The following is a 14,982-nucleotide window of genomic DNA, read 5'->3' on the forward strand; positions in this document are numbered from 1 at the left end:
CTACTTGGCCCGGCTCGCGGCCTCGGCAGACTCTTTGGCCCGCTGAAGCAGGGCGTTTGCCACGGAGAGCTCCGAGGTCCGATCCTGGACACGTTGTTCGAGGCCTTCGTTCAGGGCACGGACCTCCCCTTCCGCCTCTTTGCGCACCGCAATCTCATGCTGGAGCCTTGCATTGACCTCCTTGAGGTCGGCGGTGCGCTCGGAAACACGGAATTCAAGATGATCCCGATGTTTTTTTACCTCTGCGACCATCCGGTTGAAGGAACGGGCCAGGCGGCCCACCTCATCTTCGGTGGGCACCGGCACCGTGGAGTCCAGATCCCCTCCGGCCACCTGAACGGCCGTGTCGGCAATGGTCCGGATGGGCCGCGCGATCTGGCGAGCCAGGGCGTAGATCCCCAGGGCCAGGAGCCAGGCCGAAACCACCCCCACGACGATGATGTTCCGGGCCAGCCTTCGGGCAGGGGCAAAGGCCTCTTCCAGGCTCATCTCCACCAGCAGGGCCAGCTGCCGCTCCTCCAGCCAGCGGTACACACCGATCACCTTCACCCCGGCGTAGTTTTCGTAGATGCCCGAGCCGTTGAGGCCCGACACCGCAGTATCGATGCCCTCGGTGTGGATACCCCTGGGAAATTCCAGCCGCCCGAACCGGTCTGCCGAAACAAACACATTAAGCGAATCCACCAGGTAGGACTCACCGCTCTGGCCCAGCCCTGCGGCGTTGCGAACGATCTGATCCATGTGCCTCAGGTTCATGTGGGCGGCAAGCACGCCCAGCCGCCGCTCCCCCGCCCCGTCAAAAAGCGGGGTGGCAAGGGTCAGGGTGGGCTTCAGGGTCATGGGTGACGCATACACGCCCTGAATGGCGTTGGCCTGGAGCCCCCGGGTAAAATAGATGTCGGTGCACATTTCCCTGGGATGAATCGGTGGAGACAAGGATCTGCCCCCCCACGGCCGAGAGGATAAAAATCTCCTCGGGGTCTGACCTTCCGGCCAGAATATCGTCCATGACGTGGGCCAGGTCAGCGTGGGCCTTCCCGTAAGCCGGATCAGAGGAAGGGTGCGTCAGGAGAATTTCCGCGGGCCCCCGCACGTCGGACAGGCTTGCAAAAAAGGCCACATCCAGCATGCGGTCTTCCACCCAGCGGTTCAGCTCCCCTGCTTTAAAGGTGGCCACGGTGTCCAGGCGGTCGAACACCGATGCCTTGAGGGCTTCGGTGGCCTGGTGGTACCCGATGTACCCCACCAGGCTCACGATGGTCAGGGACAGAAAGAGAAACGACCCCACCAGACGAGCCATGAGGCTCTGTCTCCAGAGTCCGGGCATAAACCGTCTTTTTTTCACCCCCATGGATCGATCCTCGCCGCTTGGGCCCTTGCCGTCACTACCCGTCACCTTGCTGCCGCTTTACGGTAGCCAGGCGCTCCGGTCGTTCAACAACCTGTTTGTCAAACACAGCCAACACCGTTTTGCACCCCACAGGTGCACTGTCGTCAACCTAAATAGCACACCAGCACTGAGCCGAACAACCATCAAGTCCTCCCCAAATGCCCATAAAAAATAGGCACCGATCCTTCACGCCAATCATGCAAAATGGTAATATACATAGACAGTTGAGACAGCACTTCGAAATCATGCCATTTTCCGCCTAAAACACGTTCCCCTTCAACTGACGACAGCCTTATCATAATGCCTATTTTGAATGGGTATTTTTTAGACATTGTATTCATATTTTGTTTTGATCCGAAGCGCCCTATCATAACGCATTAAGAAGACACAGTGTGTTCAATAAGAATCATGACACCAGTCAATAAGATTCATAGAAAGAAGAAATGTCCCCCGATCAGGAACGTTTACTCCAAGGCCGACGCGAAAATTCGATGCGTATCGAACCGCGCCTCCGCCTGGCCCGTGACGTCACGAACAACGGGGATGAGATCCGAAGGACCGTACGATCAAACGGTACACAGCACATGGTTCCGGATGCGTGACGGTACAGCCCGGAAGCTTAGGAGAGGCTCCCGGACATTTTAATACATAAGGAGTTAAGGAGTTCAAGGATGACCAGACTAAAGACCATTTTCGCAACCCTGATGATCGCCCTGTTTCTAACAACCGCCACCGCCGTGGCCGGGCCCATCGTGATCAAACTCGCCCACCCCAACGTTCCCCAGCACCCCATGGGACAGGCGTTTGAAAAGTTCAAAGAACTTATCGAAGAGCGAAGCAACGGCGAGTTCCGCGTGGATATCTTCGACAGCTCAAAGTTTGGTAACTTCGACAGCGTGGTTCAGGGCCTCCAGTTCAACATGCTTCAGATGGGATCTGCAGCCACCCCCAACCTGGCCCCCTTTTCCGACGAATTCCTGATTTTCGACCTGCCCTTCCTCTTCCCCGACTACCCTTCAGCCGATAAAATCACTGACGGCCCCATCGGCATGAACGCCACCAAGGCCCTTGAAAAAAGCGGCATCGTTGGCCTCGGCTACATCGAAATCGGCTTCCGTAACCTCTGGAACAACAAAAAATCCGTTGCCACCCTCGAAGATGCCAAGGGCCTGAAGATCCGCTCCACCCCCTCCAAGGCGCACATCGCCACCCTGAAGAGCCTCGGCATGAACCCCACCCCCATCTCCTGGGGCGAAGTATACACCGCCCTGCAGCAGAAGACCGTCGACGGCATCGACATCGACCTGAACCTGGCATGGCACAACAACTTCCCTGAAGTCAACAACAACGTCACCATCGTCAACAGCCTTTACAGCCCCCACCTCGTCATGATCTCCAAGCGATTCCTCGACAGCCTCACTCCCAAGCAGAAAGAGCTCGTCCTGACCACCTTCGACGAGGTGAAGCTCTATGAGCGAAAGCTCATCCGTGATGGCGAAAAAGAGATCCTCGGCAAACTTAAAGCCAAAGGGGTCAACGTCACCGTTCTCACCCCCGAAGAGCGTGAGAGCTGGGCTAAAGCCACCGAAGGCGTTTACAAAAAATTCGAAAAGCGCATCGGCAAAGAGCTGATCGACCAGGCCAAGGCGACCATCGCCCAGTAACCTTCTTGGATTACTGTTCAGCCCATACCAGGCCTCCGGCAGTCTCTGCCGGAGGCTTGATGTGTGCCCTGTATCGCCAAAGGGCCTGCCGCACACAGCTCCAGGCTGAATGTTCCTTATTAACAAAAACCCAGCAGTGCCCCACACGGGTGGACTCGCCCGGTATTGCTGGCCACAGGAGTTCCTCAGAATGAAAAAATCGGCCAAATCCATCATCAACCGATCCGAGGAGATCTTCTCCTCCATGGCACTGGTGATGATGACAGGCATCACCGTTGTCCAGGTCTTCAACAGGTACGTGCTCCAGAACTCCCTCGACTGGTCCGAAGAGGTGGCACGCTATCTCTTTATCTGGGCCGTTTACGTGGGATGCAGCTACGCCACCCAGATGAACCGCCACCTGGAGGTCACGGTAATACGAAACATGTTCGGGGGAAAGTTTGCCAAGCCCGTCACCATCGCAGCCTACCTGTGCACCGTTGTCTTCTGTGTCTGCGCGTCTTTCTGGGGCATCAAATTTATCCAATTTTTAGCAACCACCGGACAGAAAACCCCTGCCCTTGAAATCCAGATGTACTGGGTATTTCTCAGCGTTCCGGTGGGCTTAGGCCTCATGGCCCTGCGTACCCTGGAGAGACTCTGGGGGGTCATCACGGGCAAGTACGACCCTTCAATCATGGAAATCAATTAAGGAAGACCCTGAACAATGGATATGGCAATTATTTTAACGTTTGTTTCACTTGCGGCATTTCTCCTGTTGAGCGTGCCCATCGGGGTCGCCATCGGCCTGAGCGTTACCGTGGGGATGACCTTCAGCGACCTGCTTCCGTATGAATTTCTCATCCAGAAGATGGTTACGTCCCTGGATGTCTTCCCCCTCATGGCGGTTCCCTTTTTCATCATGGCCGGCGAGATCATGCAGAAGGGCAGCATGGCCCAGAGACTGCTGGCGGTGTCCCGGTCCCTGGTGGGCCATATCACAGGGGGCATGGCTCACATCTCCGTTCTCACGAGCATGTTTTACGGGGCCCTTTCCGGCTCCGCACCCGCCACCGTGGCCGCTGTCGGCGGCATCATGGTGCCTGCCATGGAGGAAGAAGGGTACAGCAAGTCCTTTTCCACCGCAGTCAACACCGCTGCAGGCTGCCTGGGGGTCATCATTCCCCCCAGCGTTCCCCTGATCATTTACGGCACCACGGCCGGTGTCTCCGTAGGCGACCTCTTCATCGCAGGTGTCATCCCCGGCCTCTTTGTGGGTGCCTGCCTCATGCTGTGCAGCTACATCCTGTCCAAAAAATACGGATTCACAGGTTCCGGAAAACGCGCCCCTGTCTCCGAGGTACTCTCCTCCCTCAAGTCGGCCCTGCCTGCTTTGATGGTTCCCCTCATTGTTCTGGGCGGCATCTACGGCGGCTTTACCACCCCCACGGAAGCGGGCGTGATTGCCGTGGTCTACTCTCTCATCATGGAAGGCCTGATCCTGAGGACCCTCACCTGGACCAAGGTCGCCGACGTGTTCAAGGGCACCGCCCTCACCACCGCCTCCATCTTCCTTGTGGTGGCCACAGCAACGGCCCTGGGGCAAATCCTCCTGTTCTACAACCTGCCCAACCAGCTGGTGGACATCCTCACGGGCATTTCGGACAACAGGTACATCCTGATTCCCATTATCCTGGTATTCCTCCTTGTCATGGGAACCTTCATGGACGCCCTGGCCAACATCCTGATCCTGACGCCCCTGCTCCTTCCCGTGGTCAAGCACCTGGGCATGGACCCGATCCACTTCGGCATCGTCATGATCGTGACCTCCTCCATGGGCTTTTTGACTCCTCCTGTGGGCGTCAACCTCTTCGTGGGCTGCAGCATCAGCAACCTGTCCATTGAAAAACTCAGCGTGGCGGTGCTTCCGTTCCTGCTCACCATGGTCATTGCCCTTCTGGCCATTGTCTTTGTACCAGGCCTGGCCCTCTGGTTGCCGGGGCTGTAAAAGAAAAGCCTCTCCTTTACGGACGTTTCCCCGATACACCTGGGAAACGACTCAGCGTGCATCTGCCTCCGGCTCCCAGTCGGGGGCAGATTTGTCGTTTTTCTCTGTACCGCCTGTGCCGGCTGCGAAACCGCAGGCGGCATATTTGTTCTCAACAGTTAAAAAAAGAGACAGCATGATGAAGATTTCCAAAAGCAACGTATCCCGCGGTACGTTAGGCATCAGCGGCCATGTGGGTACGGGCCATGTCCACACCAACTTCGGGTTTGTTCAGGACGATTCCGCAGGATTTGCCGTCGTCTCCGCCCTTCTGCGAAAAGCCTTTCCCGCACGCACCACCATCGCCTCGGTGGATGCGGACATCGAGACCGGCACCGTCACCGTCGCCACTGAAGACGGCGGCACAGGCACGGCCCGGACCCGCCGGGGCATCACCCCCTATGAAGCTACCCTGGCCCGCCTTGCCATCGGCATGGACGCCATCTACAGCCAGACCGTGGCCTGCACCGCCTTCGGGAGGATCTACGGCCAGGGCGTCCTGGAGCTGCCCGTGGCCCTTCAGACCGCCGCCTGCCTGGCCGTGGTGGACACCTTTGAAAAAAAATACCCGGGACAGTTCGTCACCGGGGTTGAGGACATGCCCGGCAAGGTGGGAAAAATCATCGGTACCGTCCTGGACATCGACGATATTCCCGTCTCGGTAATGGCCGTCATCAACGCCAGCGAAGGCGGCCTGGGCCCGGACGAGGACCTGGAAGGCAACGTCATGCTCGGAGACAAGGGCCGGGTCATGAAAGAGCTGGGCCTGGACGCCCTGCCCACCTTTGTTCTGGAGAGCAAGGCCTATGCCCCTGCCGTCTTCAAGGACAACCGGGAAGAGATGTTCTGGGTGCGCATGAACAAAGAGGTGGACAACCCCTCGGTCTTTGACGCCCTCATCAAAGGGATCAACGCAGCAGGCCTTCCCTGCACCCACTCCGACACCGCCTTTCCCAGGGGAAAAGGAGACATGGCAAAGGGCACCCGTGAGCTGGGCGAACGCATCGCCGCCCTGGGCAGCTCGCTTGCGGAAGCAGACACGGCGCGCGATAAAGTCCGCATCGTGGGCGAGCTGGCCACCATCGTCAGTCAGGACGCCGGAGGCGTGACCTTCATGTCCTCTGACCTCCACAATCTGGTGGGCGGCGGCGGCATCATGCCCGGCATGTGCGCGGTTCTCTCCATGGTGGTCTCGGAGCAGACCGTCAAAACCTGGAAGATCCCGGCCTTTACCGCCCAGGACGCCGATCACTACCTGGCGATCCTTGAAAACGCCGTGCCTGCCCTTGCCGCCAACATCGACAAGGCCACAGCCGAAATGCACGAAAGAGCCGCTTTCAAAGAGGAGGCCTTTGCCTTCCTCTACCCCGAAAAGTAAGGTGCAACATGGGGTCGGGCGGCGTTCACGCCATCACGGCCCGGCATATGGCCTGAGAGCGTATGAACCTTAAGCCACTGCCGCCCGACTCGCCCGTTGTGCCCGGTGTCATCGCGCCCACGCGTTTTATTAAACGCGCGGAAGTGCGATGCTCCGGGCGCCACCATAAAACGTACTCCTCCGCCATCACCTTCCCCCCTCACCCCAGTCCCGCCACCTTGACATCCAAAAAAACGACGATATAATACCCAACGAAATCAAATGCCTGTTATCATCACGACACAAGCTATAATCTTCCCGCCATTGACTCACGGTATCAGTAAAAAAGCATCACGCCTCCGGCCCAAGAGCCGTTGAAAACCAACGTATAGAGACAAAAAAACCAGGCGCCAGTCCCCATGGCCCTGCCGGTAATGCGAAAACCCATGACGCACATCGCGCTCGGGTCACCGTTACACCTCGCGATGTGCTTACGATCTTTCCCCCCCGATTGTCGTGATGGGTCGAACCCCCATGCATTTGGGCGTCTCCGGCCCATCAAAAAGGTCCTGTTCCACGCACCGGACGCTTAACCCAACGAAAAGGAGATGTGCATGAGATCCAAATGTCTATGCCTGTTTTTCGCGAGTGTTCTTCTGATGACCTTAGGGACCGCAGCCTTTGCCGACCAGACAAAGAGCGAGGAGACAAGGCGGTACGTCAAGGCCTATTTTACGGACAAAGAGGTCGCCCTTTACGTGATCAAGTCCTTTGAGCCCACCCCGCCGGAGATCAATTACGATGAGGGGTTTCTGGTAATTCATGCCACCGTGAAAGACGAGGCGTACCTCACGTCCCTGGGGTTCCGTATCGAGCCCCACGAAGGGTACATCCTCCACCGGAAAGACGCCGCAGCCCCCATGGCCCTGTCCGCACAATCAGCGGACACCATACCCGGCTACCCCTGCTACAAAACGGTGGAAGCCACCTTCAGCGACGCCCAGGCCATGGTCACGGCCAACCCCAACCTGGCTGAGATCATCGATGCCGGGGATTCCTGGAAAAAAAAGAACACAAGCGGCGGCTACGACCTCTTTGTCCTGAAGCTCACCAACAAGACCCTCACCGGTGACAAACCCAAACTCTTCATCACCAGCGCCATCCACGCACGGGAGTACACCACCTCTCCCCTGGCCCTGGCCTTTGCCCACCGCCTCGTGGACACCTACCAGACCGACGCGGACAGCAGGTGGATCCTGGATCACCATGAAGTCCATCTCATGCTCCACGCCAACCCCGACGGACGCAAACAGGCCGAGGGCGGTGCATCCTGGCGGAAAAACCACAACACCGACTACTGCGCCCACCAGACCCCCGGCGCGGACCTGAACCGCAATTTTGACTTTCACTGGGGCGGCAGCGGGGCCAGCACCTACACCTGCGACCAGACCTACCGGGGCTCCCACGCGGCGTCCGAACCTGAAACCCAGGCCGTTCAGAACTACATGAAGGCCATCTTCGAGGATCACAACGGAGGCACCCCGGGGGGCCTGGTTTCCGACGACGCCTCGGGCCTGTACATCGACATCCACAGCTACAGCGAGCTGGTGCTCTGGCCCTGGGGCGACACAAGCAACCCCGCCCCCAACGGCACCCAGCTCCAGACCCTGGGCAGGAAGTTCGCCTACTTCAACGGGTACACCCCCCAGCAGGCCGTGGGCCTCTACCCCACCACCGGCACCACCGACGACTACGCCTACGGCGAATTGGGCATCGCCGGATACTGCTTTGAGCTGGGCACCGCTTTTTTCCAGTCCTGCTCAACCTATGAAAACCAAATCCTCCCCGGCAACCTTCCCGCACTCATCTACGCGGCCAAAGTGGCCCGGGCCCCATACAAAATCCCGGCAGGGCCGGACATTATCACCTTGGCCCTGGGCGCCAACGGCACCCTGACAGCCACGGCCGTGGACACCCGTTACAGCAGCGCCAACGGCACGGAATCCTCCCAGGCCATCGCCGCTGCCGAATACACCGTGGACACGCCCCCATGGGCCCCCGGTGCCGTGACCCACGCCCTGAATGCCGCCGATGGCTCCTTTAACGCCACCTCCGAAGGCATCACCGGCAACGTGAACACCTCGGGCCTTACCCCCGGCGAGCACATGGTCTTCGTACGCGCCAAAGATGCAGCTAACAACTGGGGCGCCGTAAGTGCCCTCTTCCTCACCGTGGCCCAACCCGGGGCACCCACGGCATCCTTCACCTTTGATGCCACAGACCTGGCCGTCCAGTTCACCGACGAAAGCAGCGACGACAACGGCAGCATCACCTCCCGTGCCTGGGCCTTCGGAGACGGGGCCACCAGTACCCAGACCAACCCGCAACACACCTACGGCGCGGCAGGATCGTACACGGTGACCCTCACGGTCACCGACAACGACGGTCTCACAGCCAACGCCACCCAGCAGGTGGTGGTAACAGCCGATGACGGGGTCCCGGTCATCGCCAACGGGGAGACCCTCACCGACCTTGCCGCGGCAAAAGGTGACTGGCTCTACTACAAGGTCATCCTCCCGGCAGGGGCAGCAAACCTCACCATTGACATCGACAACGGCTCAGGCGACGCGGACCTCTACACCCGCTTCGGCGAAAAGCCAACCCTGTCCGACTACGACTGCAGGCCTTACAAATGGGGCAACAACGAAACCTGTACCAATGCCTCTCCCAATGCAGGGGCCACCTACATCGGCATCCGGGCCTACTCCGCCTTCTCCGGGGTGAGCTTGAGCGTGTCCTACCAGTAAGGGACCGTGCAGCCTTGAATATGGATGCACTATACTCGTGAAATATCCGGGCTAAGGCCCCCGAAAATCGAGTAGGGTGAAGCAGAGTGATCAGCTCTGCTTCATCCCTCTCACAGAACTGTGCGTACGGACCTCGTACACGGCTCCTGTCCAACCTTATCCCAGCATTGGCTGGGGAAGCACTCCCGTCTCTATCTTGTCCATCTGGAACAGTCCGAGTTTTTCAAGCCACTTATTCGATATAGCCCAGTGGCTCAGTTGGCATGCCGCATTTCGCCACGAACTCATCCGGATGTTCTCGAACTCACCGGTGTAGCCCAGTTGCCTGAGTCTGCGGTGAAGCTTTCGAGGTTTCTTCCATAACTTCATCTGGATTGCTCGCAGGCGTCTTCGTATCCACCCCATCATCTCCCTGAACCATCCCTTGCAGTTTGCCACTTTAAAGTAGTTGGCAAAGCCCCTAAGAATAGGATTCAGATCATAAATGACTTTCGCAAGATTCACTGGGGTGTTGCGTCGAGTGCACTTCCGGACTTTTTCTTTAAAGGCCTTCTTTCGTTCGGGTTTCACCTGGGTGTACCTCGAACCGATAACCACCCCGAGATACGGTACTCCCTTCCACAGACTCGTTATATGAGTCTTCTTCTGGTTAACCGTCAGCTTTAGCTTCACCTCGAGATAGCCCGTTGCCACTTCCCGTGCTCTTTCTGCCCCTGCCTTGCTCGCTTTGAAGATGACAATATCATCTGCATAACGTGTGATTCGATGCCCCCGTCGCCTCATATACTGATCAAACTTATCCAGATAAATATTGGCTAACAGTGGACTGATGACGCCACCCTGCGGACTACCGACGGTTGTCGGTTCCAGTTCGCCGGAGGTTAACACTCCACCTGTCAGGAACATTCGAATCAAATTCAGGATACTGCGATCTGCTACTTTCTCTCGAACTGCCTGAACAATCAGGTCGTGGTCTAACGTGTCAAAACACTTACTCAAATCCATATCCACAACCCATTTCAGGTTGTAATCGCGCATGAACATCGTTGCTTTGGCGATGGCATCCTGCGCACCTCGACTGGGGCGGTACCCATAGCTCGATGGATGAAAGCCCGGGTCGAAGATGGGTTCCAGTATGGTCTTTAACGCCTGTTGGACCACTCGGTCACGAACCGTAGGGATACCGATTTTCCTGATGCCGCCATCCGGTTTGTCGATTTCGACTCGCTTCACAGGAGACGGCAGGTAACTCTTCCCCTTTAGTTCCATCAGAAGAGATTGGATATTTGTGTCCAGTTCCAAGGCAAAATCTTTGCAGGACTGCCCGTCTATCCCGGGAGCTCCATTCGCCGATTTCACCTTTTTGAATGCCCGTGTCAGTGCCTCTTGATGAAGAAGCCGATCGTAAAGGCTGTACCAGACTCGTTTTCCCATCTCTTCCTCTTGCTTCGCTTCTTCTGTCAGATCGTTCCGGTGATGCGTTTCGAGTCTTCGGCAACGCCTGCCTGCTTTCTATCCGTATTCGGCAATGTACAGCCATCTGCGTCGCTTACTCCGATGAGAGCAGTTTGCTTAAAGAGCCCTGTTCCCAGGGGGACTTCATTACCACTTGCCCGCCTCGTCAGGCGGCTTGTTCTCCGCTCATCTTCACGTTCTGCTTCCAAAGCTTTCGATTAAACTTCACCCCTTCGCAACTGTCGGCGCTTTTGGCTTTCCGGCAGCCTCAACAGTCCATGATGCTGATCATCTCTGTTTTCTCCTCCACTCCGTTACCGGGCTTCTCAGGCTGAGATTTCATCACTACTACGGGCTCATCTGCCACCCTGCAAAGCATCTCCCCCTCCTTGAGTCTCCTCTTGTTGGGTGATATCTTTTTTTTTAGAACTCTGCAGGGCTTCCCCGGTTAATTTCCGGTCCCTGTGAACGATCCCATCCTCAATCACTCTTGCAGTCTGTCCGAGTATCGGGCATTGCCTTATTTGGCAGGCTTACCCACTGCACGAGCCGTATCAGGTTCGCTTGCGCTATGTACCGTTCACTCCCTATCGCTTCCTTCAGACCCTTCCGTTACCAGAAACGCCCTTGCGATTCGGATTGATTTCCCCTCGGACGGGGTATCTCTGCTCTCTTTCAAGCAGACGGGGTGCCGGCTTTGCCGGGCAAACCAAAAAACGGGCGACTCCTCCGAGTCGCCCGTTTTGCCTTCTCCGGCAGGCAAACGCCAAAGCCCTTGCCCCGTCAGTACGTAAGAACTGATGACATCTCCACCCTCGGCGACGGATATCGCCACCTTTGCGAAACACTGTCAACAGCCTTCCCCACACAAACAAAGAACAGCCCCCCCCCCAGACACGCCCACATACTTAGCAAGGATTAACAATTTAAAAAGATAAAACAATATCTTAATAAAAGAGAAACACAAACCGATCCAAAACCCACGTTATGTGGGTCTATCCTTTTTCTGGCGCCGCCCCTTTATGATTATGAAAAAGCAAACAAAATGCTCTTTCTTAAGGGTACCGCCATGCGAACAGACGAATTAAAAACGTCGTTAGGAGAGATAAATTTTGTCCTTTATCGTTTTCTAATTCATGGAACAATTAATTTTAGACATCACACATAAGAAACGTCACCACCCAGGCACATACCCTATATAAACAGATAGTTAAACACAGTAAAACCCCACCCGCGCCATATTTTAACTACTTTTAAACTGGCACAAAATCGCCACTCAGCACACACGAAAAGCGCAGAGTAAAAAAGTCATTCAAAATATCTTGACAAAGAAAAACCGTCTCTCTATAAACTGAACACAACGAATAAATGTTCCAGTTTGAGCCTCGCAACACCAGACAAGTACCACCACCAAGCATACGCGATTGCCCCTCCTGTAATACAACGATAACGTTGACACCCGTTGCCGGGGCACCTTCTTAATTTTAACTTGATTCAAAACGCTTCAGATAAAAAAGAAGGAGCACAGAGTGCGGCCACACCCTGTACTCCCAAGGCATGAGAATAAGAAAGGTATTCTCACTGTTGCCAGTCAATATATAGACACACCCGAGGTGTGTCAAGTTGGCGATCCTTCCTTATTCTCCATTCTGAAATAAAATCATTTATTCCCTGCGATCAGGCCCATTGCTCAGCCCGCAACCAACGCGAGGCAGCAGCCATGACGACGAAGACAATTGCGTTCACCAGCCGGCGCCCCGGAAGATGACTGCCCCAGGGTCACGCCGACACGCCTCACAGGCCGGGAAAGAGGCATTTTTATTGCCTCTCACAGGTGAGTAAACGCCTTCCCGTCATCAAAGGCCGGAACCTGAAGAGCAGCCAGATGGACCCCGTGGGCTTTGTGCATAGACGGGATAGTCCACGCGTTGAACCGCGGACTGTGTGAAGACGTGCCTCATTCATTTTTCATCAACGTATAGCCTTGCCCATTTTGACCTTAAACGAAGGAGTCGGATGATGAAACGCGTGTTGTGTATCTATTTTTCCCAAAGCGGCCAGCTCGGGGAGTGCCTGGAATCCCTTACCCGGCCCCTCAAAGCGCTGGAGGGAGTGGAGGTCGAGACCCTGGTGCTCTCTCCTAAAAAGGCCTACCCCTACCCATGGACCTTTTTCCGCTTCTTCGATGTGTTTCCCGAAGCCTACCTCGAGGTCCCGCCGGCCATGGAAACACCCGAAATGGAGTTAAAACCTGGGGACTACGACCTGGTCATCCTGGGGTACCATGTGTGGTTCCTGAAACTCTCCCTTCCCATGCTGGGATTTTTGCACACCAAAGGGGCTAAAGTTCTTGAAGGAACGCCCGTGGTCATGGTCAATGCCTGCCGGAACATGTGGCACCGTGCCTGGTTCCAGGCCAGTACCCTCGTGAGAAGGCTTGGCGGCCGAATTATCGGTCATGTGGTGCTCATCGACCAGGGCCCCGCTTCAGCCACCTTCCTCACCACCCCCCTGTGGCTCTTCACCGGGCGAAAAAAGGTCATCCGCTCCCTGCCGGCCGCCGGGGTCTCCTCCCGGGATATCGACTCCCTGGAAAGCGTTGGCAGTCGCCTTGCCGTGGCCCTGGAAAAAGAGGAACTGGACGAGTGCCGCCTGGTCAAATTGAGCGACGAGGTGCCGGAGGTGAGCGGCAAATACATGCTGCCGGAAAAATTCGGCCTGCTCCTCTTCTGGCCCTGGGCCAAGCTGGCGAGACTCTCCGGCCGCCTCTGATGGTCTTGATCGATGGAGTTCCTGTTTTTCCTCTCGCTGTTTTTCTCGATTCTGGTCATCGTGCCCATGTGCCTGGTGGGAAGCCTGGTGCTCCGGCTCTTTTTCCAGGGCCGCGTGGGGGCCTATCTGGCCTCACTTCACAACCCCTTTGCAACGGATAAGGGGCGCGTAAAAAAGCCTGCCCGGCAGCCGGAAATCCTTGGCAGCCTGGCTCTGCCTTATACGTACCCGATGTTATTGTTGTTAATCCATAACGTTTCACCTTCAACACAAAGGAGCCAACCATGAAAGACGTCTACATCAACGACATCGCTGTTGCACTGCCTAATGCCCCTGTTGGAAACGACGAAATGGAATCTGTCCTTGGTATGATCAACGAAACCCCGTCGAAAATCCGCAACAAGATCCTGAAACACAACGGCATCAAGACCCGATACTATGCCGTGGACAAGGACACCGGTGAGATGACCCACACCAATGCGGAACTCACGGCCCAGGCCATCAAAGGGCTCAAGCCCTACAACGGGTTTTCGGCCAGCGACATCGAGTGCCTGTGTTGCGGATCCACCGTACCTGATGTGACGGCACCGGGCCATGGCCTCATGGTCCACGGCGAGCTCAAGTCCACACCTTGTGAGGTGATCTCAACGGCAGGCATTTGCCTGAGCGGCATCAGCGCCCTTAAATTCGGTTACATGAACGTGGCGTCCGGCTTTTCCAAGAATGCCGTGACCACGGGCTCTGAAATCGCCTCGTCCATCCTGCGCTCCAATTTTTTCAGGCACAAAGAGACCAACGGCACCAAAGACATCGACAAAAACCCGGAGCTCATCTTTGACGCCGAATTCCTGAGATGGATGCTCTCGGATGCGGCAGGTGCCGTCTACATGTCCAATGAACAGAACCCCGAAGGGCTCTCCCTCAAGGTGGACTGGATCGACCACATCTCCTTTGCCAGCGATTACGACACGTGCATGTACTCCGGGGGAAGGAAAAACAAAGAAGGAAAAATGGTGGGATTCCGTCAGACCAACTCCCTTGAAGAAGCCGTGGACAAAGACTTTTTTGCCCTGAAGCAGGACACCCGGCTCCTCGGCGACAACATCGTGAACATGGCCGTTCACCGTCACCTGAAAAAAGTGGTTGAGAAAAAGGGACTCGTCGCCGACGAGATCGACTGGTTCCTCCCCCACTTCTCTTCCCACTTCTTCAAAGAGCCCCTCTACAAAGGGATGCAGGAGATCGGCTTCCACATCCCCTACGAGAAGTGGTTCACCAACCTGAGCACCAAGGGCAACACGGGCTCCGCCTCCATCTACGTGATGCTGGAAGAACTCTTCAAGTCCGGCAACCTGAAAAAGGGCCACAAGGTTCTTTGCTTTATCCCGGAAAGCGGACGCTTCTCCAACGCCTACATGCTTCTCGATGCCGTGTGATTCCATCGGGTAAGTAACGACCCGGCACCAAAGGCGGGGGTGCCGGGCCACAGGGAATAAAAAAGGCCCGGGGAT

General features: G+C 56.4%; 12 protein-coding genes. 8 read left to right on the forward strand and 4 right to left on the reverse strand.

Annotated features, from left to right (window positions below):
• Together ACOYW2_RS19490 and ACOYW2_RS19495 are read right to left on the reverse strand one after the other, a co-directional pair.
• Entirely contained in the window at positions 1-840 is an 840-nt protein-coding gene (locus tag ACOYW2_RS19490) for a HAMP domain-containing protein (RefSeq protein ID WP_482767643.1), read from the reverse strand.
• Entirely contained in the window at positions 797-1,351 is a 555-nt protein-coding gene (locus tag ACOYW2_RS19495) for a hypothetical protein (RefSeq protein WP_482767644.1), read from the reverse strand. The genes ACOYW2_RS19490 and ACOYW2_RS19495 overlap by 44 nt, the downstream gene beginning before the upstream one ends.
• 710 nt (positions 1,352-2,061) lie before the next feature.
• Here ACOYW2_RS19495 and ACOYW2_RS19500 point away from each other — a divergent pair.
• The 3 genes from ACOYW2_RS19500 to ACOYW2_RS19510 all read left to right on the forward strand — a co-directional run bounded on the left by ACOYW2_RS19500 (position 2,062) and on the right by ACOYW2_RS19510 (position 5,041).
• On the forward strand, positions 2,062-3,054 hold the full coding sequence (locus ACOYW2_RS19500) for a TRAP transporter substrate-binding protein (RefSeq protein ID WP_482767645.1): 993 nt from the start codon (positions 2,062-2,064) through the stop codon (positions 3,052-3,054).
• Positions 3,055-3,244: 190 nt separating this feature from the next.
• Complete coding sequence (locus ACOYW2_RS19505) at positions 3,245-3,745, forward strand: TRAP transporter small permease (protein ID WP_482767646.1); 501 nt, start codon at positions 3,245-3,247, stop codon at positions 3,743-3,745.
• Between the two features lie 15 nt (positions 3,746-3,760).
• The gene (locus ACOYW2_RS19510) at positions 3,761-5,041 is read left to right on the forward strand and encodes a TRAP transporter large permease (RefSeq protein ID WP_482767647.1); all 1,281 of its coding nucleotides are present in this window, start codon (positions 3,761-3,763) and stop codon (positions 5,039-5,041) included.
• Positions 5,042-5,092: 51 nt separating this feature from the next.
• On the opposite strand, the gene ACOYW2_RS19515 is transcribed toward ACOYW2_RS19510, so the two are convergent.
• A complete protein-coding gene (locus ACOYW2_RS19515) occupies positions 5,093-5,233 on the reverse strand; it encodes a hypothetical protein (protein ID WP_482767648.1) in 141 nt (46 codons plus the stop codon).
• Between ACOYW2_RS19515 and ACOYW2_RS19520 the strand changes: the two genes are divergently transcribed.
• On the forward strand, positions 5,217-6,458 hold the full coding sequence (locus ACOYW2_RS19520; RefSeq protein ID WP_482767649.1) for a hypothetical protein: 1,242 nt from the start codon (positions 5,217-5,219) through the stop codon (positions 6,456-6,458). The two genes, ACOYW2_RS19515 and ACOYW2_RS19520, sit on opposite strands and share 17 nt — an antisense overlap.
• Before the next feature lie 593 nt (positions 6,459-7,051).
• Entirely contained in the window at positions 7,052-9,244 is a 2,193-nt protein-coding gene (locus ACOYW2_RS19525; RefSeq protein WP_482767650.1) for a M14 family zinc carboxypeptidase, read from the forward strand.
• A 156-nt stretch (positions 9,245-9,400) separates the two neighbouring features.
• Here the strand turns inward: ACOYW2_RS19525 and ltrA are convergent, their stop codons facing one another.
• Complete coding sequence (gene ltrA / locus ACOYW2_RS19530; protein ID WP_482767651.1) at positions 9,401-10,678, reverse strand: group II intron reverse transcriptase/maturase; 1,278 nt, start codon at positions 10,676-10,678, stop codon at positions 9,401-9,403.
• Positions 10,679-12,715: 2,037 nt separating this feature from the next.
• On the opposite strand from ltrA, the gene ACOYW2_RS19535 reads away from it, so the two are divergent.
• Genes ACOYW2_RS19535 through ACOYW2_RS19545 form a run of 3 tightly spaced genes read left to right on the forward strand, consistent with a single transcriptional unit; the run spans position 12,716 to position 14,907 of the window.
• A complete protein-coding gene (locus ACOYW2_RS19535; RefSeq protein ID WP_482419627.1) occupies positions 12,716-13,471 on the forward strand; it encodes a hypothetical protein in 756 nt (251 codons plus the stop codon).
• A gap of 12 nt (positions 13,472-13,483) precedes the next feature.
• On the forward strand, positions 13,484-13,759 hold the full coding sequence (locus tag ACOYW2_RS19540; RefSeq protein WP_482767652.1) for a hypothetical protein: 276 nt from the start codon (positions 13,484-13,486) through the stop codon (positions 13,757-13,759).
• Positions 13,756-14,907: a beta-ketoacyl-ACP synthase III gene (locus tag ACOYW2_RS19545; protein WP_482417695.1), complete on the forward strand. Its 1,152-nt coding sequence runs from the start codon at positions 13,756-13,758 to the stop codon at positions 14,905-14,907. Before ACOYW2_RS19540 ends, ACOYW2_RS19545 begins: the two co-directional genes overlap by 4 nt.
• Positions 14,908-14,982 lie beyond the last annotated feature (75 nt).

The sequence above is a fragment of the Desulfoluna sp. CLI2B genome (assembly GCF_056847375.1).